This is a genomic window from Mycobacterium sp. 1081908.1 (assembly GCF_001673535.1).
Lineage (GTDB): Bacteria > Actinomycetota > Actinomycetes > Mycobacteriales > Mycobacteriaceae > Mycobacterium.
The window spans coordinates 1-20591 of record NZ_LZLY01000155.1 but is presented as its reverse complement, the minus strand read 5'-3'; the positions used below and the strand labels follow the sequence as shown (position 1 = coordinate 20591).

18 protein-coding genes and 2 pseudogenes are annotated in these 20591 nt (G+C 69.7%); 7 read left to right on the top strand and 13 right to left on the bottom strand.

Annotated elements, in window-relative coordinates:
• Nucleotides 1–47 precede the first annotated feature (47 nt).
• Genes cobG through A5655_RS25125 form a run of 3 tightly spaced genes read left to right on the top strand, consistent with a single transcriptional unit; the run spans nucleotide 48 to nucleotide 3263 of the window.
• Nucleotides 48–1157, top strand: coding sequence for a precorrin-3B synthase (gene cobG / locus A5655_RS25135; RefSeq protein ID WP_067015214.1), 1110 nt, complete (start codon nucleotides 48–50; stop codon nucleotides 1155–1157).
• Between the two features lie 4 nt (nucleotides 1158–1161).
• Complete coding sequence (locus A5655_RS25130; protein WP_067015213.1) at nucleotides 1162–1788, top strand: precorrin-8X methylmutase; 627 nt, start codon at nucleotides 1162–1164, stop codon at nucleotides 1786–1788.
• The gene (locus tag A5655_RS25125) at nucleotides 1785–3263 is read left to right on the top strand and encodes a precorrin-2 C(20)-methyltransferase (protein ID WP_067015212.1); all 1479 of its coding nucleotides are present in this window, start codon (nucleotides 1785–1787) and stop codon (nucleotides 3261–3263) included. The genes A5655_RS25130 and A5655_RS25125 overlap by 4 nt, the downstream gene beginning before the upstream one ends.
• 3 nt (nucleotides 3264–3266) lie before the next feature.
• Here A5655_RS25125 and A5655_RS25120 read toward each other — a convergent pair whose 3' ends face one another.
• A complete protein-coding gene (locus tag A5655_RS25120) occupies nucleotides 3267–3893 on the bottom strand; it encodes a flavodoxin family protein (protein WP_067015210.1) in 627 nt (208 codons plus the stop codon).
• Between the two features lie 84 nt (nucleotides 3894–3977).
• Nucleotides 3978–5555, bottom strand: coding sequence for a PPE family protein (locus A5655_RS25115; RefSeq protein WP_067015208.1), 1578 nt, complete (start codon nucleotides 5553–5555; stop codon nucleotides 3978–3980).
• Between the two features lie 140 nt (nucleotides 5556–5695).
• Between A5655_RS25115 and A5655_RS29045 the strand changes: the two are divergent.
• Nucleotides 5696–6331, top strand: a pseudogene (locus A5655_RS29045) (DUF2275 domain-containing protein); the annotation flags it as partial.
• A 162-nt stretch (nucleotides 6332–6493) separates the two neighbouring features.
• Nucleotides 6494–7048, top strand: a complete 555-nt coding sequence (gene sigC, locus A5655_RS29040) for an RNA polymerase sigma factor SigC (protein WP_231999271.1) — start codon at nucleotides 6494–6496, stop codon at nucleotides 7046–7048.
• Here the strand turns inward: sigC and A5655_RS25105 are convergent.
• Genes A5655_RS25105 through A5655_RS25090 form a run of 4 tightly spaced genes read right to left on the bottom strand, consistent with a single transcriptional unit; the run spans nucleotide 7045 to nucleotide 10434 of the window.
• The gene (locus tag A5655_RS25105; protein WP_067015205.1) at nucleotides 7045–7770 is read right to left on the bottom strand and encodes a cobalt-precorrin-6A reductase; all 726 of its coding nucleotides are present in this window, start codon (nucleotides 7768–7770) and stop codon (nucleotides 7045–7047) included. The genes sigC and A5655_RS25105 overlap by 4 nt on opposite strands.
• A complete protein-coding gene (gene cobM / locus A5655_RS25100) occupies nucleotides 7770–8525 on the bottom strand; it encodes a precorrin-4 C(11)-methyltransferase (protein WP_067015203.1) in 756 nt (251 codons plus the stop codon). Before cobM ends, A5655_RS25105 begins: the two co-directional genes overlap by 1 nt.
• The gene (locus tag A5655_RS25095; protein WP_067015201.1) at nucleotides 8522–9688 is read right to left on the bottom strand and encodes a bifunctional cobalt-precorrin-7 (C(5))-methyltransferase/cobalt-precorrin-6B (C(15))-methyltransferase; all 1167 of its coding nucleotides are present in this window, start codon (nucleotides 9686–9688) and stop codon (nucleotides 8522–8524) included. Before A5655_RS25095 ends, cobM begins: the two co-directional genes overlap by 4 nt.
• Nucleotides 9685–10434 carry an SDR family NAD(P)-dependent oxidoreductase gene (locus tag A5655_RS25090; RefSeq protein WP_067015199.1) on the bottom strand — a complete coding sequence of 250 codons (750 nt, stop codon included), beginning with the start codon at nucleotides 10432–10434 and terminating at the stop codon, nucleotides 9685–9687. The genes A5655_RS25095 and A5655_RS25090 overlap by 4 nt, the downstream gene beginning before the upstream one ends.
• Nucleotides 10435–10469: 35 nt before the next feature.
• On the opposite strand from A5655_RS25090, the gene A5655_RS25085 reads away from it, so the two are divergent.
• Nucleotides 10470–10880 carry a F420-dependent biliverdin reductase gene (locus A5655_RS25085; protein ID WP_067015197.1) on the top strand — a complete coding sequence of 137 codons (411 nt, stop codon included), beginning with the start codon at nucleotides 10470–10472 and terminating at the stop codon, nucleotides 10878–10880.
• Nucleotides 10881–10917: 37 nt separating this feature from the next.
• Here the strand turns inward: A5655_RS25085 and A5655_RS27535 are convergent, their stop codons facing one another.
• The 5 genes from A5655_RS27535 to A5655_RS25070 all read right to left on the bottom strand — a co-directional run bounded on the left by A5655_RS27535 (nucleotide 10918) and on the right by A5655_RS25070 (nucleotide 17631).
• Nucleotides 10918–11139, bottom strand: coding sequence for a hypothetical protein (locus tag A5655_RS27535; protein WP_082978872.1), 222 nt, complete (start codon nucleotides 11137–11139; stop codon nucleotides 10918–10920).
• A gap of 78 nt (nucleotides 11140–11217) precedes the next feature.
• Entirely contained in the window at nucleotides 11218–11481 is a 264-nt protein-coding gene (locus tag A5655_RS27530; protein ID WP_082978871.1) for a hypothetical protein, read from the bottom strand.
• 12 nt (nucleotides 11482–11493) lie between these two features.
• Nucleotides 11494–14166 carry a hypothetical protein gene (locus A5655_RS25080; protein WP_067015194.1) on the bottom strand — a complete coding sequence of 891 codons (2673 nt, stop codon included), beginning with the start codon at nucleotides 14164–14166 and terminating at the stop codon, nucleotides 11494–11496.
• 55 nt (nucleotides 14167–14221) lie between these two features.
• Nucleotides 14222–16498 (bottom strand): alpha/beta hydrolase-fold protein, encoded by a 2277-nt coding sequence (locus A5655_RS25075; RefSeq protein ID WP_369807248.1) that lies wholly within the window; start codon nucleotides 16496–16498, stop codon nucleotides 14222–14224.
• Between the two features lie 5 nt (nucleotides 16499–16503).
• Nucleotides 16504–17631, bottom strand: coding sequence for a Xaa-Pro peptidase family protein (locus tag A5655_RS25070; RefSeq protein WP_067015191.1), 1128 nt, complete (start codon nucleotides 17629–17631; stop codon nucleotides 16504–16506).
• 36 nt (nucleotides 17632–17667) lie between these two features.
• On the opposite strand from A5655_RS25070, the gene A5655_RS25065 reads away from it, so the two are divergent.
• The gene (locus A5655_RS25065; protein ID WP_067015183.1) at nucleotides 17668–18624 is read left to right on the top strand and encodes a 5'-3' exonuclease; all 957 of its coding nucleotides are present in this window, start codon (nucleotides 17668–17670) and stop codon (nucleotides 18622–18624) included.
• 6 nt (nucleotides 18625–18630) lie between these two features.
• Here A5655_RS25065 and A5655_RS25060 read toward each other — a convergent pair whose 3' ends face one another.
• Both A5655_RS25060 and A5655_RS25055 read right to left on the bottom strand, forming a co-directional pair.
• Nucleotides 18631–19422 carry a DUF4333 domain-containing protein gene (locus A5655_RS25060; protein ID WP_067015181.1) on the bottom strand — a complete coding sequence of 264 codons (792 nt, stop codon included), beginning with the start codon at nucleotides 19420–19422 and terminating at the stop codon, nucleotides 18631–18633.
• Between the two features lie 66 nt (nucleotides 19423–19488).
• Nucleotides 19489–20591, bottom strand: a pseudogene (locus tag A5655_RS25055) (DEAD/DEAH box helicase); the annotation flags it as partial.

Sequence of the window (20591 nt, the reverse complement as noted above, 5' to 3'; positions counted from 1 at the left end):
GCGCCGAACCTGCGCGAAACGGAGACGCGCAGTCGTACCGTAGGCGAATGGTCCGAGCGCGCGACACCGACGCCTGCCCGGGCGCCCTGCAGGTGCATCAGGCCGCCGACGGCGCGCTGGTGCGGGTGCGCCTGCCCGGCGGCCGGATCAGCGCCGCGCAGCTGGCTACGCTGGCCGGCGTCGCGGGTGAGCGCGGCTCGGGAACGCTCGAGCTGACCGCGAGGGGCAACGTGCAGCTGCGCGCGATCACCGACGTGCCGGCGGTCGCGGAGGCGCTCAGCCAAGCTGGGCTGTTGCCGTCGGCGACGCATGAGCGGGTCCGCAACATCGTTGCGTCGCCGCTGTCCGGCCGGGTGGGCGGGCTCGCCGACGTGAGTGGGTGGGTGAGCGAGCTGGATGCGGCGATTTGCGCCGAACCCGGGCTCGCGGAGTTGGGCGGCCGCTTCTGGTTCGGTCTCGACGACGGCCGTGCCGACGTGTCCGGGCTGGGCGCCGACGTCGGCGTGCATGCCCTGGACGACGGCGTCGCGCTCGTGTTGGCGGGGCATGACACCGGCGTCCGGCTGGCCATCGCCGACGTGGCGCGCTCGCTAGTCGCGCTCGCGCTGCGGTTCATCGAGGTGCGCGGAAAGGCTTGGCGGGTCGGCGAATTGGCCGACATTGCGGCGTTGTGGCCCGGCGCCGAACTCGGTGCGGCGTTTCCGCCCGTGACCAAGCCACCGGTGGGCTGGATCGGCCAGGACGACGGCCGCGTCGCGCTGGGCGCCGCGGTGCCGCTGGGCGTGCTGCCCGCAAGGGTCGCGGAATACCTGGCCGCTATCGAGGCCCCGCTGGTGGTCACGCCGTGGCGATCGGTGCTGGTGTGCGACCTCGACGAAGAGGTGGCGGACGTCGCGCTGCGCGTGCTGGCGCCGTTGGGCCTGGTTTTCGACGAGCACTCCCCCTGGCTGAGCGTCAGCGCCTGCACCGGCAGCCCCGGGTGCGAGCACTCCGCGGCCGACGTGCGGGCCGACGCGGCGATGGCGTTGGAGCCGGATTCCCCGGTGCACCGCCACTTCGTCGGCTGCGAGCGCGCGTGTGGAAGCCCGCCCGTCGGGCAGGTTCTGGTCGCGAGCGGGCAGGGCTATCGGCTGCTGCGCGACCAGCACCTAAGGTGAGCGGGTGCTCGACTACATCCGCGACGCGGCCGAGATCTATCGCCAGTCGTTCGCGGCCATCCGCGCCGAAGCCGACCTGACGCGGTTCCCCGACGACGTCGCGCGGGTCGTGGTCCGGTTGATCCACACCTGCGGTCAGGTCGATGTCGCCGATCACGTCGCCTACACCGACGACGTGGTCGCGCGGGCCGGCGCCGCGCTGCGCGGCGGTGCGCCGGTGTTGTGCGATTCGTCGATGGTGGCCGCCGGCATCACCACCGCGCGCCTGCCCGCGGGCAACGAGGTCGTATCGCTGGTGGCCGATCCGCGCGCTCCCGCGCTGGCCGCACGCCGGCGGACCACCCGTTCGGCAGCGGCGGTCGAGCTGTGGGCGGAGCGGCTGGCCGGCGCGGTTCTCGCCGTCGGTAACGCCCCCACCGCCCTGTTCCGGCTGCTGGAGCTGATCGACGAGGGGGCCTCCCCGCCGGCCGCGGTGCTCGGCGGGCCGGTTGGATTCGTCGGGTCCGCGCAGTCCAAGCAGGAGCTCATCGAGCGTCCGCGCGGCATGTCGTATCTGGTGGTGCGAGGTCGCCGCGGGGGCAGCGCGATGGCCGCGGCCGCCGTCAACGCGATCGCGAGCGACGCCGAGTGAGCGCGCGGGGCACCCTATGGGGGGTCGGGCTGGGGCCCGGCGATCCGGAGTTGGTGACGGTGAAGGCCGCCCGGGTGATCGGCGAGGCCGACGTGGTGGCCTACCACAGCGCGCGGCACGGTCGCAGCATCGCCCGCGGAATCGCCGAACCGTATCTGCGGCCGGGCCAGATCGAGGAGCACCTGGTCTATCCGGTGACCACCGAGGCCACCGACCATCCCGGCGGCTACGCCGGGGCGATCGAGGACTTCTACGCGGACTCGACGCGGCGCATCGCCGCGCACCTCGACGCCGGTCGCGACGTCGCGCTGCTCGCCGAGGGCGACCCGCTGTTCTACAGCTCGTACATGCATTTGCACACCCGGCTGACGCAGCGGTTCAACGCCGTCATCGTGCCGGGTGTGACGTCGGTGAGCGCCGCCTCGGCGGCCATCGCGACCCCACTGGTGGCCGGCGACGAGGTGTTGTCGGTGCTGCCCGGCACCCTGCCGGTGGCCGAGCTGACGCGCCGCCTCGCCGACGCGGACGCCGCGGTCGTGCTCAAGCTGGGCCGCTCGTATCACGCTGTGCGAGAGGCGCTTTCGGCGTCCGGACAACTCGGCGACGCGTTCTACGTCGAGCGGGCCAGCACGTCGGGACAGCGGATCATGCCTGCCGCGGACGTCGACGAGGCCAGCGTGCCCTACTTTTCGCTGGCCATGCTGCCCGGTGGCCGCCGCACGCAGCGGCCGTCGGTGGCCGGGACGGTCGCCGTGGTCGGCCTGGGGCCCGGCGACGTCGATTGGATGACGCCGGAGAGCCGGCGGGAACTGGCCGCCGCGACCGATCTGATCGGCTATGCCCCCTATTTGGACCGGGTCGCGGTCCGCGACGGCCAACGGCGTCACGCCAGCGACAACACCGACGAACCGGCGCGGGCGCGGCTGGCCTGCGCGCTCGCCGAGCAGGGGCACGCCGTCGCCGTGGTGTCGTCGGGCGATCCCGGCGTGTTCGCGATGGCGACCGCGGTGCTGGAAGAGGCCAAACAGTGGCCGGGAGTGCGGATCCGGGTCATTCCGGCGATGACGGCGGCGCAGGCCGTCGCCAGCCGGGTGGGCGCCCCGTTGGGTCATGACTACGCGGTGATCTCGTTGTCCGACCGGCTCAAGCCCTGGGACGTGATTTCCGGGCGGTTGGCCGCCGCCGCGGCCGCCGATCTGGTGCTGGCCATCTACAACCCGGCATCAAAGGCGCGGACCTGGCAGGTCGGCGCGATGCGCGACGTGCTGATGGCCCACCGCGAACCCGGCACGCCGGTGGTGATCGGCCGCAACGTGTCCGGGCCCGACGAAGATGTCCGCGTGGTGCGGCTCGCCGATCTCGACCCCGCCGACGTCGACATGCGCTGCCTGCTGATCGTCGGCTCCTCCCAAACCCAGTGGCACTCAGACGATTTCGGCGACCGGGTGTTCACCCCCCGGCGGTATCCCGCCTGACGGTCACTCGTACGGCGGGTAGGGGTTCTGCCGTAGAACGCCGGCGAGGTGCACCGCGTTGCGGGCCGCGGACTCGGTGGTGGTGGCGATCGCTTCCGGTACCTCGTCGAGGTCTTTGAAGTCCCCGCCCTGCATGGCCTCACCGTTCCAATACGTGCAGCCCTGCGCCGGGATTGAGAATCCAATGTCGTTGAGGGCCTGGAAAAGGTCGGCGACGATCTTGTGGGCGCCATCTTCGTTGCCCACGACCACGGCCAGGGCCACCTTGCCGACCATCTTGGGCCGGCCGGCGTCGTCCTCATCGGATATTTCTGCGTCCAGTCTTTCCAAGACGCGTTGCGCGACGCTGGACATGTGGCCTACCCAGGTCGGGGTGGAGACGACGACGATGTCTGCGGCCTTGATCTTTTCCAGCAGCTGCGGCCATTCGTCGCCCGGCCCCATGTCGGCCTCCGTGCCGGGCAGCAGGCTCAGGTCGACGCAGCGGACCTTCTGGCCGTCGACGCCGCCCTTGCGCAGCTGTTCGAGCACCTGATCGGCCATCACCTCGCTGCTCGATGCCGCCGGGCTTTTCTTCAACGTGCAGATCAACGCGACGGCGCTCAGCCGCTGTTGTGTTGCCGAAGTCATGGTGGCCCAAGTACCCGCGTGTCGCGGCGGCAAACGACTCTCACTTTGGCGCCTCGCCGCCCGTTGCTCGGCGCCATCGGGCTGTCACCCGATGGGGTTGCGGTCAGCCACGTTCGGGCAATCGCCGGCCCAGCTGCTGGGCATCAGGGGCAACGTGGGGCCATCGCTCAGACCGTCACCGGTCAACGTCGTCAATCCGGCGGCCGGGCCAGGGCCGGATTTGGCCGCGGTTCCGGGGAAACCAAGGGCTCCGGCGCCGCGGTCGGAGATCGCGACTCCGTCCGATTCCAGGTCCAGGTATTCGTAGCGGTGGGCACGGTCCTTCGATGCGGCCCGGACGCGCCGACGGCCGCTCTCTCGCTTCGCCGACGCCGCGGCGGCCGTGTTCGCATCGGCGTCGCCGGCGGCCGGTTCCTCGGATTTGCGACGTGCACGACTATTGGCGCTGCCACGTGCGGACAATCCGGACAGCCCCACGGCATACAAGACGTCGGCGATCCCCGTCGAAGCCGTCGGGCCGAAGCCCACTCCCGGCCCGCCACCGACCGGTCCCCCGCCGCTGCCGAGCGCCGGACCGGACGCCGCGGGGGCGGGCGCCGTCGTGGCGACGCTGCTGACGCTCGCTGGCGCGGCGGCCGTGCTTGCGGGCGCCGGCAAAGCGCCCGCCGGTACCGGCGCGGCGGCGCCCGCGGGTAAGGCCGTCGCAACGGACAGCGGGACCACGAGGCCGGCCGCGGCGGCGGCGCCCGCCGCGACACCAACGGCGCCGACGACCGGAACGGCGGCCAGGGCGGGGGCAAGCGATAGGGCCAACTGGACCGCTTGCTGACCGAACGGCCAAAAGATCATCAACGTGTGAAAGGTGGCCCACGCCAGGGCGCTTGCGAGAGCCGGGGACATTCCGGGGACTTGCATCAGCGCCGAGGTGAGCCCGTTGGCGAAGGGTACCGCAGGGATGGGCCATCCGGCGGGGTTGAGGTCCTTGGACACCGGCCACGCGAAATTGCGGGTGTACTGCTGGATGAGGGCGGCGAGCTGATCCTGCCAAGACGTGCTGGCGTTGGCCGACGGAGCGCTGGCGGCGGATCGTGTCGTGGCGGTGTCCGCTGGGCTGATCTCAGCGGCCGGCGCGACGATCTGCGGCGCGGGCGCCGTCGTCGGCATCGCCGCCAGGGCGGAGTCGGTCGCTGCTTGATAGGTCGTCATGGTTTCGGCGGCCTGCACCCACATGCGTGCGTAGTCCGCTTCATTGACGGCGATGGGAATGGTGTTGATGCCAAAGAAGTTGGTTGCCACCAGCGCCGCGTGAACGGCGTGGTTTGCGGCGAGCTCGGCCACCGTGGGCATGGCGGCCAGCGCGCCCGTATGGGCGGCGGCCGCCGTCTGATGCAGCGCGGCGGCAGCGGTGCTCTTGGCGGCGTTGTGCATGAGCCAGGTCAAGTAGGGGGCATGGGCCGCGACGTAACGTTCGGCGCTGGGCCCATCCCATGCGGTCTGCGCGGCGCCCAGCAACCCGATGAGTTCGTCTGCCGCGGTGGCATATTCGGTGCCCATCGACGACCACGCCTCGGCGGCGGCGAGCAGCGGCCCAGATCCCGGTCCGCTGCTCAGCAATGTGGAGTGCACCTCCGGCGGCAAGGCAATCCAGATAGGGGCGGTCATCGTCGGGGGCCTTCAGGTAGAGACACGAATACCTCTTCGGTGGATGGCGTGGCGGTAGGGCTTGCCTCCAGTGGTCGGTTTGCCGGAGGGTTTGGTTCCCGGCCTTCTGTTCCGTCCTGGCCTTTGCGCACCGATCGGGCATGCGCAACGATGCAGGGATGCGGTGTGACGTTGCGCGTGAGGCGCTTTCTGCGCGGTTGGACGGTGAGCGTCCGCAGGTGCTCGCGCAGCAGGTCGACGCCCACCTGGAATCGTGTCGCGCCTGCCGGAACTGGTTGATCGGCGCGGCGATCCAGAGTCGGCGGTTGGCCTCGATCGAGCCGGGCGAGGGGCCAGACCTGGTAGCAAAAATCATCGCAAGCCTCGATCAGCAGTCCCCCACCTATCACCGCTCGATGCGCTGGCTGCGGACGCACTACCGGCGCTGGGGACTGATCGGGGTCGGTCTGTTCCAGGTGGCGATCGCGGCGGCCCAGATCGGCGGCATCGATTTCGGCATGGTGTCGAGCCACATGCACGGCGCGATGTCGGGAGAACACCTGATGCACGAGTCGACCGCCTGGTTGCTCGCGTTGGGTCTCGCCATGGTTGCCGCGGGCGTATGGCCCGTCACCGCGATCGGCGTGGCCGCGATTACCGGCGTGTATTCGGTCGCGCTGCTGAGTTACGTGGTGGTGGACGCCTTCGCCGGCGAGGTGACCGCGACACGCATCGCGAGCCACATGCCCCTGCTGTTGGGGCTTGCTTTCGCGTTGCTGGTGGCGCGCGAGCGCATCGGGGCCGGCAGGCGGCGCACCTCCGATGTTGATGCCGACTACCGCGTCCGGCCGCCGGCGCCCAGTGGCCGGCGACACCGGCATCTTTGGCCCATCAACCGAGCGGGCTCTACGACGACCCGTCGTAGACTGCCCAGGCCCGCGCAACTAAGGTGGTTGCCTATGACCGCGTCAAGCGACGACGAGGCCGTCACCGACCTCGCGTTGGCCGCCGCACGCGGGAATCCGCGTGCGCTCGAGGCGTTCATCAAAGCAACCCAGCAAGACGTGTGGAGATTCGTCACCTATCTATCCGACGCGAGCACCGCGGACGACCTAACGCAGGAAACGTTCCTGCGGGCGATCGGCGCGATCGAACGATTCTCCGGGCGATCCAGTGCCCGAACGTGGCTGCTCGCCATCGCACGCCGGGTGGTGGCCGATCACATCCGCCACGCCCAATCGCGGCCGCGCACCACCTCAGGCGCCGATCCGGCGCACTTCCTCAGCCGCGACCGCCACGCCCGCGGCTTCGAAGACCTCGTCGAGGTGACCACGATGATCGCGAACCTCAGCATCGAGCAGCGAGAGGCACTGTTGCTCACGCAGCTGCTCGGGCTGCCCTACGCCGACGCCGCGGCGGTCTGCGGGTGCCCGGTGGGAACCATCCGATCCCGCGTCGCCCGCGCCCGCGACGCACTGCTCGCCGACGTGGAACGCGAGGACCTGACCGGCTAGCCGAGCGCCGCGACCCATTCGGCGGCCTCTTCCACGCTGCCGACGGCTACCACGCCCGCCGGAAGTTTCGGTCTCGCGATCATGACCACCGGAATGTCCAGCGCCGCGGCCGCATTCACCTTGGCGCGGGTCATCTCGCCGCCGCTGTTCTTGGTGACCAGCGCCTCGATGCGGTGCTCACGCAGCAGCGCGAGTTCGTCGTCGTAGCGATACGGCCCACGCGACAACAGCAACCGGTGGTGACGCGGCAGCGCGGCGGTATCTGGCGCGGTGACCACCCGGATTAGAAACCATGCACCGCTGCCGGCGAAGGCGGGCACGCTCGAACGGCCGGTGGTGAGAAATATCCGTGAATATTGGTGCTTCGCCACGGCTTCCGCCGCGCCGGTGTCCGAGTCGACGACGAGGGCGTCGCCGGCGGGCCAGGCCGGGCGTGCCAGCACCACATGCGGTATCCCCAGTGCGGCACAGGCTTCGGCGGCGTGCGCCGTCATGTTCGCCGCAAACGGGTGGGTGGCGTCAACGACGGCGTCGACGTGTTCGTCCCGCAGCCAGCGCCGCAGCCCGTCGACGCCGCCGAAGCCCCCGATGCGAACCGGGCCGACGGGAAGGGCGGGATCGGGGACGCGGCCGGCCAGCGAGCTGACGATATCGATGCGCGGGTGCAGCGTTTTCGCCAGCGCGCGTGCCTCGGCGGTGCCGCCGAGCAGCAGGACCCGCATCAGTGCCGGCTCCCCCGGATCCGCCCGGTGGAGTACAGGTAGCTGTCGCTGAATCCCTCGGCCGCCAGCACGTCGCCGACGATGATCACGGCGGTCTTGGTGATGTTGGCGTCGTGCATCCGGCCGGCGACGTCGGCCAGGTTGCCGCGCAGCACGATCTGTTGCGGCCAGCTCGCGAAAGCCACTACTGCAGTGGGTGTTTCGGGGCGGTAGCCGCCTTGGAGCAGCTGCGGGACGATGGCGTCGATCTGGGCGGCGGCCAGGTGAAGGACCAGAGTGCCGCCGGTTTGGGCGAGGGTCTGTAGCTCTTCGCCGGTGGGCATGGGCGTCGAGAGGGTGGCGACCCGCGTCAGCGTCACCGTCTGCGCCACGCCAGGTACGGTGAGCTCGCGTTTCAGGGCTGCCGCGGCGGCGGCGAAAGCCGGTACGCCCGGCACGATTTCGTAGTCGATGCCCAGCGCGTCGAGCCGGCGGCACTGCTCGGCCAGCGCGCTGTACAGCGACGGGTCACCGGAGTGCAGCCGTGCCACGTCATGGCCCGCCGCGTCGGCGTCGGCGATTTCGGTGACGATCTGGTCCAACGTAAGCGGACCCGTGTCAATGATTTTCGCGTCGGCCGGGCACAGCGCCAGCAGGTCGTCGGGCATGATGGAGCCCGCGTAGAGGCACGTTGCGCAGCCTTCGAGGAGCCGCTGGCCGCGGACGGTGATGAGGTCCGCGGCGCCCGGGCCCGCGCCGATGAAGTACACCGTCATTTCGTCATCGTCCACTGCGTGACGGGCAGCTGCGGGCGCCATCCGGTGAAGCCGCCGAGCGGCTCGCCGTGATAGTGCTGGAAGCGCCGCAGCTCGCCGCCGAATCGTGAATAAGACTGTGCCAGAACGGCTTCTGATTCAGCGGTGACCGCGTTGGCGACCAGCCGTCCGCCTTTGGGCAGGTTATCGAGGCATGCCTCGAGCAGACCCGGTTGGGTGAGGCCGCCGCCGACGAAGATCGCCGACGGTGCATCGACGCCGTTGAAAGCCTCCGGCGCCTCGGCGAGGACGTCGATGCTGACGCCGAACGCCGACGCGTTGGACGCGATGTTGAGCCGGCGCCGCTCGTCGCGCTCGAACGCCACCGCGCCGCAACCCCGCCAGCTCAGGCACCATTCGACGCTGATGCTGCCCGAACCCGCGCCAACGTCCCAGAGCCGCTCCCCTGGTCGCGGCGCCAGCGCGGCCAGGGTCGCCGCCCGGACCCCGTGTTTGGTGATCTGGCCGTCGTGGACGAACGCGGCATCCGGATATGGCGACATGCGTTCGTCGGGCAGGTAGCGGACAGCGATCACGTGGAGGTCATCGACGTCTTGCGGCGGGTCGTCGGCCCATCGGCGCGCGGTGCTGTCGCGACGGCGTTCGGTTGGGCCGCCGAGGTTTTCGAGCACGGTGAATGCGGAGTCGCCGCGCCCGTGCGCGCTGAGCAAGGCCGCTAGTTCCTTAGGAGTGGCCGCGTTTTTCGACAGAACGATCGCCTGGCCGCCGCGGCGCACGGCGGTGTGCGCCGGCGCGGTCACCAGGCTGATGACCTCGGTGTCGTGGGCGTTCCAGCCCATCCGGGCGCACGCCAAGGTCACCGAGGACACGTGCGGCAGCACCCTGACCTTCTCGGGACCGTACAGCCGGATCAGAGTGCCGCCGATGCCGTGCAGGAGCGGGTCTCCACTGGCGACGATGTGGATTTTGTCGTCTACGGGTAGCGCTTGCAGGGCAGGCAGCATCGGTGATGGCCACTCCCGGCGGGGCGCGGTCACCGTGTCGTCGAGCAGGTCGAGCTGCCGTCGTGATCCGTAAACGACTGTAGCTCTGCGTAATTCGGCGCGCGATGATTCCGCGAGTCCGGCCATGCCGTCGGCGCCGATACCGACAACGACGATCATCGCGGCATCCTGCGCCAGACGAACTGCGGCAGCAGCCGCATCACGAAGAACATCGGCCGTAGCGACCACGGGATCCACACCGTTCGTCGTCCTTTGGCCAGCGCCCGCGCGGTCGCGGCGGCCACTTGCTCCGGGGTGCTCGACAGCGGCGCGGGTCGCATGCCCTCGGTCATCCGTCCGATGACGAAGCCTGGGCGCGCGATGAGCAGCTTGACGCCGCTGCCGTGCAGCGCGTCGGCCAGCCCGCTGGCGAAGCCGTCCAAGCCGGCCTTCGCCGAGCCGTAGACGTAGTTCGCGCGGCGCACCCGAACCCCGGCGACGGAGGAGAAGACGACCAGCGAGCCACGGCCGGCGGTGCGCATGGCCGCGGCCAGATGGGTGAGCATGCTGACTTCGGCGACGTAGTCGGTGTGCACGATGGCGACCGCGTGCGCGGCGTCGGTCTCGGCGCGGGCCTGATCGCCGAGGATCCCGAAGGCCAGCACCGCGGTGCCGATGGGTCCGTGGTCGGCGACGATCGAGGAAACCAGCGGACCGTGCGAGGCCAGGTCGTCGGCGTCGAATTCCATGGTGTGCACCGCCGCGGCGCCGGCGGCCTTGAGGGTGGCGACCTGGTCGTCGAGCTGATTCGATCTGCGCGCGGCAAGCACCACCGTCGCGCCGGGGGCCAGCCGCCGCGCGAGCTCGATGCCGATTTCGCTGCGGCCGCCCAGGATTAGTACCGGACCTGCGCCCGTGTCGTCCACGGCTGCGATTATGACCTGCGCTAGCGTGAGCGGTGATGGCGAATACCACTACGCGGCTGACCGACGATGCGCTGGCTTTCCTGTCGGAACGTCATCTGGCCATGCTGACCACGTTGCGGGCCGACAATTCACCACATGTGGTGGCCGTCGGATTCACCTTCGATCCCAAGACCCACATCGCGCGGGTGATCACGACCGGCGGGTCGCAGAAGGCGGTGAACGCGGACCGCGCCGGGGTGGCCGTGCTCAGTCAGGTGGACGGCGCGCGATGGCTGTCGCTGGAGGGCCGGTCGAAGGTGAACAGCGACGCCGACGCCGTGCGTGACGCCGAGCTCCGTTACGCCCAGCGGTATCGGACGCCCAGGCCCAACCCGCGGCGGGTGGTCATCGAGGTGCAGGTAGAGCGGGTGCTGGGGTCTTCGGATTTGTTAGACCGCAGCGAGTAGCCGGACCGGGTCGGAATAAAACTTCTCGGGCGCCGAGTCAACGGCTACTTTGTCTCCGAGGGTCACACTCCGTGCCTGAGATATCGTCCCAGAATTTTGGAGAAACTTCCTTCACCCGATCTTCCGGTTGCACGGCGTTTATTTTTTCTTCGAACTCATCAAGTATCTTTTGCGCCTTCGCCAATTCTTCTGCTGTTGGAGGAGTAACGCCTGCTTCTTCCGGCGTGGAAAAAGTCTTGCCTGCAATCTTCTTGCTCACCACCGAACCCCCCTCTGCCGTTCTCGCTCCATCTCTGTTAATCCGGCTCGCGAGGCGCAGCTCAAACCCGTGGTTTCATTACACCGGAGTTCCACGGTTGCTCCCCGGCCTTTGCAAAAGTAAGTCGTCGTGCTCCCGCCTACGACAAGCTTCAATGAATTCAATCGCCGCCTCGCTATCGCGCAGAAATTCGCGATATTGATCCTCTGTCAGCTCGTAATACTCTTCGTAGTCGACGATGCCGTTGCTGACAGGTATCGATGCGTAGTAGCGGCCCGACGTCGACTCGACACCGATCGAATATCTGTCTTCCCTTGAAAAATATGTGTCGTCAAATTTCATTGCCACTCATTTCTAGTTGAAGACGTCGGTTACAGTGTAGTCGTCTGGGGGCACCTGTCCGCCATCTACGACCGCTTCGGAAGCACCGTTCGGCAAGCGCCCCCCAGGAATCCATTGATCGTTGGCGCCCGCCTCATTACCGGACGGGATCCGGAGATTAAATTCCTCTGGATCGGAGATGTCGATTCTAACGATTTTATTTGAGTCGAGGAAGCCTTCGGGTAAGCCGAGTTCATTCTCCATTGCACGGAGGTCACCTCCAGTTGCCTCAATCATTGCATCAGCTTCATTCTTGGGCATCACAAATGAGGTGCCGTCCCGCTGAGCAATTCCATACTTCTCAAAATTGCTTTCCGGCATAAACCGAGTTGCACCATCAGTGAATTTATCAAGATGATTGTGGATATATTCTGGGGATAAGTATTCCGACGGGTCGGGGCGGCTTCCCTTCGGCGTGGCGATGATTTCGTCGCGCTTCTCGGCGCTCAGCCCGTCGGACGATTGATCTTCGCCGTGAGGCTCCCGGCCGTCGCCCGCCTCGTGGGGCGTGGCATCACCTGGTGGTCCGTGCGAGTGGCCGCCTGGCGAACGCGAATCGTCAGGCCCATGCGGCCGACCACCGTGCGGTGGCCCTCCGTGCGGGCGTTCACCCGGCGGACCGCCCTCCCCCGGCCCGTGCCAGCCGCCGCGCGGCAGTTCGCTCGGATGACCTCCCGGAAGCGTGGCATGCGGTGCCGCAGAGGAGAGCGCCGGTGCCGGCTGCGATGAGTGCGCCGCGACGGGTGCGGGTTCCACGGGAGTCCCGCCAGGCGACGCCTGCATCGGAGCCGGCGAATGATCGACCAATTGCGGCATTGTCGACGGAACACGTTCGCCCGCTGCGACGTGAACGGGTTGGGGATGGGATGCGGGCGCGGTTGCCGGTAGCGGCTCGTGAGCGCCGCCCGCCGGCACCGAGGCCGGTTCGTGCGGGCCACCCGCCGGCGCTGACACCGGTTCATGCGGTGGACCACCCGCCGGATCATGTGGGCCGCCCGGCGAGGCATGCGCCGGTGCCGGCGCCGGCTCGTGCGGACCGCCCGCCTCGGCCGGCCCCGGTGCGGCAGCTGGCTCGTGAGGCGCGCCGGGGGCGCCTTCCGGCGCACGCGGCGCCGGCGCGACCGGTGCGTCAAGCGGCTTCGGGGGCAACACGACGGGCCGGCCACCGACCGGAGGCTCGATCTTGGGCAGTTTCCCGCTCACGCCTTCGAGGTCTTTGGTGAGGCTGCCGCCCTTCCCGGCGATGTCGGCCAGCGCACCGCGCGGACCGACAACACCGGCAAACCCATCCGCCACCCGCCCGGCCGCGCGCTCCGCCTGCACAGCCGCCTCGGCGCCGCGCGCGGCCAGCCCGGCACCGTCGGCCGCGGCGGCCGCTTCGCCGCCTCCCGGAATCAGTAACGTCGCGCCGTCGAAGAGGTTCTCTCCCAGGCCCAATCCCGGCCGGGCCGTGCTCCAATCATCAAGGTGCAGTAGGCCTTTGAGCTGCTGCCAGTTCGCCTCGACGAACTCCTGAGGGTTCGCGAGACCATTGACCAGACTTCCTTTCCAGAGGCTCTTGCCCAAGTCCGACCAGGTGTTCGCAGCACCCTTGGGATCGAGCGCGAACCACCTCGGGTCGAGGTCCCCAATCGACAGCGCCGTCCCGACGGCGGCCTTCAATACCCCCTCGTTCGCGTTGGCGAAGACATCGAAAACCGTTGCCACCTGGTTGCCGACCGCGTCGCCCAGATATTGCTTCAGCTCGCCACGCACGTACTTTTCCAATTTGACGACCAAACCGTCGACGACCCCCAAACCCAGCTTGATCGCCTGTTCGGAGGCCCGGGCTTCCCGCCCCAGGTTGTGCAGCACGTCGTTGACGTCCTTGGCGATCTTCTTGATCTCATCGAGCGCGTCGCCCTTGACGATCAACATCAGATCGTGCCCGAGGTCGGTCAGCGACCCGAGCCGGTTCAGCAGGTCGCGAATCGCGTTCTGGGCCCGACCCACATCGTTGGCGAAATCGTAGAGGCGCGCGGCCAACTCTCCGCTCGCGTCGCTGATCTTGACAATGCAGTCGCGGATCTGCGACACGGCGACATCGATCTTGCCGCCTTCGGGAATCTGATGCGCATCCAACAGCACCATGGCGGCGTTGAGGGAGTCGCGCACCCCGGCGGCCGCCACGCTGAATCCCCGCCACCGAGCCGCGGCCGCATACATCCCGGCCACGTCGCCGTCGGGCCAGACATCGTCGACGAACGACTGCACCACCGCCCACAGCAGCGGCGGCGGCTGGCCCGGCCCGAGCGTCCCGGGAGGGCCGGGCGGCGAGATGTTGGCCGGTTCGGGTGGCGCCTGCAAGACGCCCCCACCGCCGCGAAGGTTGGATGCGGCTTCGGCATTCGAATAATTGGCCGCGCCTTGTTGAATTTTGGCGCCGCTCTGCAGGCATGCGTTGACCGCGGCGGCCGCGGCCTGCAACAGCTTCTCCGCCGCGTCCTGATACCCAAGGCCGAACACTTCGCCGGCCGCGTCGTGGCCGGTGTTGGCCGAAAAACCCGCCGTCAACACCGTCAGATTGGCGGCCAGACCGCCGCCGGCGGCGGCCACGGCGCTGCCCACGGCGAACAGCGCCTGAGGGTCGACGACCAGCGGAACCACGGCCAAATTCTCGCCGACAGCGACTCGCCCCGCTATTCACCCAGGTCGAGAGCCCTCACCCAGCGACACCCAACGTGATCCGGTGCCGCCCCGCCGGCACGGCCACGGTCGCCCCGGCCGGCTCACCGTCGAGTTGCACCGATACCCGCTCGGGCAACCCTCCGAGCCTGATCTGCGCGGCGGTGTCGCTGACCACCGTGATCGTCGAGGACGGCAACCCGGCCAGCCCGGCGCGCGCGACGTCGACGGTGAGGCCGCCGACCCCGATCAGGCGCAGCGTCAAATACGGCAGCGGGCCGACGGGCCGTCCCACTTGCCAGTCCAGCTGGCTGTACAACCCGGGCGTCGGCTCGAAGTTCAAGACCACGCCGCGGTGGTGCCGGATCGTATGCGTCGGGTCCGGTCGGGCATACGAGCGCGCGTCGACCTCGGCGACGACCCCGCGCCGCGCCGTCACCGAGGGATCGGCGGTCAGGTCAGACAGCCACCACACCTGGTGCGGCCCGATACCCAGATCCGGCCGCACCAATTGCGGATACCACGCAAACGTGATGTGTCCCGGATCGGCTTGGCGCAGACCGGTTCCCATGTGCGCGATCGGGTCCTCGAACTTGTCCTGCAGCACCCAGGCGATGTGATCCTCGAGCGGATAGACGGTGAACCGGTGGCGGTAACCCAGGCGATCGAGTTCGAGCACCTGCTCGGCCGCCGACGCGAACGGCACCAGTTCGTCGACCAGCCCGTGGGCAATGACGTACGGCAGCCAGCGGGCGTTCACCAGCAACTTCCAGGTGTCGCCCTCCCGTGCGCAGGGCGAGTCCAGGTCGAGGTCGGCCGGGATGTCGACGTTGGGCAGCAGCCGCACGCCGCACGCCGGCGGCCCGGCCAGGACCACCGCCTGGGAGAAGACCTGCGGATAGCTCAACCCGAGCTTGTAGGCCGCGTACCCGCCCATCGAATAGCCCGAGATGACAGTGCGATTGGGGTCGGTGCCCAGCTGTTCGGCGACCCGGGCCCACACCTCCCACACGTCGAGCTCTCCGGTGTCGAAGTACCACGTCGACGGGCCGCGGGCGAGCGGCGTGACGACCACCGAGTCACGCACCTCGCACACCTCGTCCAGCAGCCGGGGGTCGATCGCCGCGAACTGGCTCTGCCCCAACGCAAGCGAGTGCAGCAACAGCGTCAGCGGCAGCGTGCGGCCCGCCGTATATGTCGACGGCAGGCAGATCGAATACGGCTGCACGCGCCCGAGGAACTGTGGCTTGGTGCTCAAGATGTCGTCGGCCGCGATGCCCTGCCCGAGCTCGATCGAGGACACGTACCAGCGGGTCGACGGGCCGGTGAGCACCGGCTCGGGCTCGGTTTCGCGGGCCGCGAGCCGGGCCCACGGCACCGTCACCGCGAACGCCGACACGTCGCCATGAGTCAAAGCCGCGGCCTGGGCCGAGTCCGACCAGAAGTTCAGGTGCGGCGGCTCCTGCGCGTTGGTGCGAAACGCGACGTTGTAGACGTTGGGCTGGCCGGGCAGCGCGCCCCGTCCGGCGGGCACGTCGGCGAACCCGTCCCCCGCGGCGTTGGCCAGCCCGGCGGCCAGCCGGACCGTCCAGCTTCCGTCCGGTTCCACCAGCGAGCGTGGGACCTGCGCCACGAACGACCGCGATTGCAGATCGACGCTGTGCTCGACCGGGGTCGTCACCTGGGTGGTCAGGTCGATCAACGCGGCGCCGCGCCCGGACACCAGCAGGGCCATGTCGATCCCGGCGGAGCGCACGCCGGCGCCGGCCGGCCAGTCCGCGGGGGCCTGACGGGCGGGGTCGGTGTCAAAGGTGAACAGGGCGATGGGCACCGAGGCGTCCAGCAGGGTGTTCCAGTCGACCCGCCACCAGGTGTGGGTGTCGGTGAGCCCGACGGCCACACGGAAGATGTCGGCGCCGTTGCGGGCGGCGGGCCCGTCGGGATAGACGTAGGTGCCCCGCGGCGGCGCCTGGATTTTCAGGTCCCCGACCGGGATTCCCGTCGCGCCGTGGTCGTCGTAGAGGAAGTCGGTCCAGAACAGGGCGCCGCCGGCCACACGGCCCGCGCCGCAGGTGCGCGGAAACTCCTCGCCGAACGGCCAATTCGACGGCGCGGGCAACCGCGGCTCGGGACGCCGGGCCGCCGGCGGCACGCCCTCGGGCATCCCGTCGACGACGACAAGCTCGCCGGGTGGCGCCGGCGCGGGCGCGACGGGGTGCAGCACCGCGTCGGCGACATGGCGCGCGATGCGCAGCGGAAGCAGCGTGAGGTCCAGGATCGACACGCCGCCCAACCTACGCGGGGGCACCGTCATGCCAGCTAGGACGCGGGCACCACGATCAGTTCGTGCGGCCGGTTGTTGACGGCCAGGGCGCCGTCCTCGGTGACGACGACGATGTCCTCGATCCGGGCCCCCCACCGGCCGGGAAAGTAGATGCCGGGCTCGACGGAGAACGCCATGCCCGCCGCCAACGGCAGGTCGTTGCCGGCCACGATGTAGGGCTCCTCGTGCACCGAGAGCCCGATGCCGTGCCCGGTGCGGTGCACGAAAAACTCCGCCAGCCCGGCCTCGGCCAGCACGTCGCGGGCGGCGGCGTCGACCTGCTGGGCGGTGACGCCGGGACGGACGGCGTCGAGCGCGGCGCGCTGGGCCCGCTGCAGCGCCGAATACTGTTGCGCCACATCGTCTCTGGGCTCACCGATGCTGTAGGTGCGGGTCGAGTCGGAGTGGTAGCCGGGCTCGTAGGCTCCGCCGATGTCGACGACGACCACGTCGCCCACCTGCAATTCCCGGTCGGAATAGCCGTGGTGCGGGTCGGCCGCGTGCGGGCCCGAGCCGACGATGATGAACGCCACCTCCGAATGCCCCTCGGCCACAATGGCTTCGGCGATGTCCGCGGCGACGTCGGCCTCGGTGCGGCCCGGTCGCAGGAATTCCGGCACGCGGGCGTGCACCCGGTCGATGGCCGCGCCGGCCTTGCGCAGCGCGTCGACCTCGCATTCCTCCTTGACCATCCGCAGCTCGCGCAGCACGTCGGTGGCCAGCACCGGCAGCACCCCGAGCACGTCGGCCAGCGGCAACAGGTGCAGCGCGGGCATGGAATCGGTGACGGCGGTCGCGGCGGGTCCGCCGCCCAGGGCCTCGCTCACCAACCGGTACGGGTCCTCGCCGTCGACCCAATCGCGCACCGCCAGGCCCAGTTCCGCGATGGCCGACTCCTTGAGCGACGCCAGCTCGAGCCGGGGCACCACAACCGTCGCGTCGCCGGTGGCCGGCACCACCAGCGCGGTGAGCCGCTCGAGGGTCTGGGCCTGCGAGCCGGCGAGGTAACGCAGGTCGTAGCCGGGGGTGATCACCAGGCCGGCCAGGCCGGCGTCGGCGGTCGCCTCGGCCGCCGCGGCCAGGCGGCGCGCGTAGACGTCCGCGTCGAATCGGTGCGAGTCCATGGCAGCCAGGTTAACGGCGCTGGCAGGATAGCCGGCATGCCCGCACCTGTGTTGCTGCTCGACGGCGCCAGCATGTGGTTCCGCTCGTACTTCGGGGTGCCGTCGTCGATCACGGCACCCGACGGCCGGCCCGTCAACGCCGTGCGCGGCTTCCTCGACTCGATGGCCGTCGTGATCGGCCAGCAGCGGCCCGGCCGGCTGGTGGTGTGCCTGGATCTGGATTGGCGGCCACAATTCCGGGTGGACCTCATCCCGTCGTACAAGGCGCACCGGGTCGCCGAGCCGGAGCCGCCAGGAGAGCCGGACATCGAGGAAGTGCCCGACGACCTGACGCCGCAGGTCGACATGATCATGGAGCTGCTGGACGCGTTCGGGATCCCGACGGCGGGTGCGGAGGGTTTCGAGGCCGACGACGTGCTGGGCACGCTGGCGGCGCGGGAACGCACCGACCCGGTCGTCGTGGTCAGCGGGGACCGCGACCTGCTGCAGGTGGTCGCCGACGACCCCGTCCCGGTTCGGGTGCTCTACCTGGGCCGCGGCCTGACCAAGGCCACGTTGTTCGGGCCGGCCGAGGTGGCCGAACACTACGGCGTCCCGCGGGAACGGGCGGGACCGGCCTACGCCGAGCTCGCGCTGCTGCGCGGCGATCCGTCCGACGGCCTGCCCGGTGTGCCGGGCGTCGGCGAGAAGACGGCGGCCACGCTGCTGGCCCAGCACGGTTCGCTGGAAGGGATCCTGGCCGCCGCCCACGACCCAAAGTCCAAGATGGCCAAGGGTTTACGGGCGAAGCTGCTGGGCGCAACCGACTACATCGAGGCGGCCGGCAAGGTGGTGCGGGTGGCCACCGACGCGCCGGTCACGCTGTCGACGCCCACCGACGCGCTGCCGCTGGCCGCGGCCCATCCGAAACGCACCGCCAAGCTTGCGACCGAGCTGGGGGTCGGGTCGCCGGTCGCCCGGTTGCAGAAGGCGCTCGACGCGCTGCCCGGCTGACGCCCCTTACTGGGGCCTTCCGACCTCGTACGTGCCCTTGTTGTCCTGGAAGGTCACCGTCACGTGCTTCTTGGCGCCGTCGATGTTGACGTCGCAGTCGAACGTGCCGCCCTTCTTGACGACGGGGTCCTGGCCGTGGTTGCAGGAGACGTCCTTGACGTTCTTGGCGCCGTAGCCGTTGGTCTCGTCGGTCAGCACCTGCTGGACACCGGCCTGCGCCTTGTTGACGTCCAGCTTGGTGGTGACGAAGAACCCGGGCTGCCAGAAACCGAGCACCAGCACGACGGCGATCACCAGGAAGGCGATCACGCCCACCACGCCCCCGATCAGCGCCATCGAGCGCTTCTTCGCAGGCTTTTGGTCGTAGGGCCCGTACTGCTGCGGGTATTGGCCGGGCTGACCGTACTGGCCCGGCTGACCATATTGACCAGGCTGGCCGTACTGGGCGGGCTGGCCGGGCTGCCCGGGTTGCCCGTACTGGCCCGGCTGGCCGTACGGCGCGTACTGGCCGGGCTGGGCGTATTGCGGGGGCTGTTCACCGTACTGCGGGGGTTGGCCGTAGCCGGGATGCTGGGGGTACTGCTGCGGATATGCCTGCTCGGCCGGCTGCTGCTGGTATTGCGGGTACTCGGCGGGCGGCGTGTAGGCCGGGGCCTGCCACGTCTGCTCCTGGCCGGGCTGCTGCTGCGGCGGCTGCCAATGCGTTGGCGCCACCTGCGTGGGCTCCGAGGACTGATCGCCGGCCTGACCGGGCGGTTGCCACTGGTGACCCGGGTCCGACCCCTGCGGTCCGCTCATTACTTTCTCCTCAGTTGCCTTGTGTCTGGCCCTGTTAGCGCCCTGTAACGGTAGCTCGGGCCCAGCCTACCCGGCGTCAACTGCGACGACGCCGCGCCGGACGTCATTGATGGCGCGCTTGGCGGCCGCGCGGACCTCCGGATCGGGCGCGGCGTTGCGCACCTGGTCCAACAGGTCGAGCACCTGGCGGCACCACCGCACGAAGTCCCCGGCGGACAACGGCGAGCCGGCACCCTGAGAGTCCGCGACGGCCAGCGCGGCCGCCAGGTCCGCCGACCCGGCCCACCGGTAGATGACGTTGACGAAGCCGTCGTCGGGTTCGCGGCTCGGGGTAATCCGGTGCGCCTGCTCGTCGGCGCGCAGCGCCATCGACAGCCTCGAGGTCTGCTGCAGCGCCTGCCGCAGCCGCTGGGTGGGGACCTCGGCGGCCAACGCGGCACCGGCGCCGTCGCCGCCCCGGGACTCGTAGAGGACGGACGAGACCACCGCCGCCAACTCGGCCGGCTTCAGACCCGCCCACGCCCCGGTGCGCAAGCACTCCGCGACCAACAGGTCGCTTTCGCTGTAGATGCGGGCCAGCAGCCGGCCGTCGTCGGTGACGTGGGGATCGGTGGCCGGGCCCTGGATGAAGCCGCGCTCGGTGAGCAGCCCGACGATCCGGTCAAACGTCCGGGCCAACGAGTTCGTGGCGGCGCCGACCTTTTTCTCCAGTTGCGCGTTGTCGCGTTCGACGCGCAGGTAGCGCTCGGCCTGGCGCATCTGAGGCTCGAGGTTGGGCGCATTGTGCGTGGGGTGCCGGCGCAGCTCGGCCCGCAGCGACGCCAGCTCCGGGTCGTGAAACTCCCCGTCCCCGTCGCCGCGAGCGCCGCGGCGCGTGGCCGGAACGGTCAGCCCGGCGGCTGCCGACCGCAGCGCCGACGCCAGGTCGCGGCGCACTCGTGGCTGGCGGTGGTGCTGGAGTCCGCGCGCGACAGCTCCGACCCGCGCCCGCTGGTTCTCACCGAAAACCGTTGGGCGGGGCGGATTTCGACGGCGGACTACACGGGCGCGACGGCACCCGTCGGCTCGATGCCGTTGCCCAAGCGCGTCGAACACCGCCAGCCACGAGTGCGCCGCGACCTGGCGTCGGCGCTGCGGTCGGCAGCCGCCGGGCTGACCGTTCCGGCCAC

What these genes read in the sequence shown, in the direction of transcription:
- cobG (WP_067015214.1), top strand. Translation starts at nt 48, where the DNA reads ATGGTCCGAGCGCGCGACACCGACGCCTGCCCGGGCGCCCTGCAGGTG.
- A5655_RS25120 (WP_067015210.1), bottom strand. Translation starts at nt 3,893, where the DNA reads ATGACTTCGGCAACACAACAGCGGCTGAGCGCCGTCGCGTTGATCTGC.
- A5655_RS25115 (WP_067015208.1), bottom strand. Translation starts at nt 5,555, where the DNA reads ATGACCGCCCCTATCTGGATTGCCTTGCCGCCGGAGGTGCACTCCACA.
- sigC (WP_231999271.1), top strand. Translation starts at nt 6,494, where the DNA reads ATGACCGCGTCAAGCGACGACGAGGCCGTCACCGACCTCGCGTTGGCC.
- A5655_RS25105 (WP_067015205.1), bottom strand. Translation starts at nt 7,770, where the DNA reads ATGCGGGTCCTGCTGCTCGGCGGCACCGCCGAGGCACGCGCGCTGGCG.
- cobM (WP_067015203.1), bottom strand. Translation starts at nt 8,525, where the DNA reads ATGACGGTGTACTTCATCGGCGCGGGCCCGGGCGCCGCGGACCTCATC.
- A5655_RS25095 (WP_067015201.1), bottom strand. Translation starts at nt 9,688, where the DNA reads ATGATCGTCGTTGTCGGTATCGGCGCCGACGGCATGGCCGGACTCGCG.
- A5655_RS25085 (WP_067015197.1), top strand. Translation starts at nt 10,470, where the DNA reads ATGGCGAATACCACTACGCGGCTGACCGACGATGCGCTGGCTTTCCTG.
- A5655_RS27530 (WP_082978871.1), bottom strand. Translation starts at nt 11,481, where the DNA reads ATGAAATTTGACGACACATATTTTTCAAGGGAAGACAGATATTCGATC.
- A5655_RS25075 (WP_369807248.1), bottom strand. Translation starts at nt 16,498, where the DNA reads ATGACGGTGCCCCCGCGTAGGTTGGGCGGCGTGTCGATCCTGGACCTC.
- A5655_RS25070 (WP_067015191.1), bottom strand. Translation starts at nt 17,631, where the DNA reads ATGGACTCGCACCGATTCGACGCGGACGTCTACGCGCGCCGCCTGGCC.
- A5655_RS25065 (WP_067015183.1), top strand. Translation starts at nt 17,668, where the DNA reads ATGCCCGCACCTGTGTTGCTGCTCGACGGCGCCAGCATGTGGTTCCGC.
- A5655_RS25060 (WP_067015181.1), bottom strand. Translation starts at nt 19,422, where the DNA reads ATGAGCGGACCGCAGGGGTCGGACCCGGGTCACCAGTGGCAACCGCCC.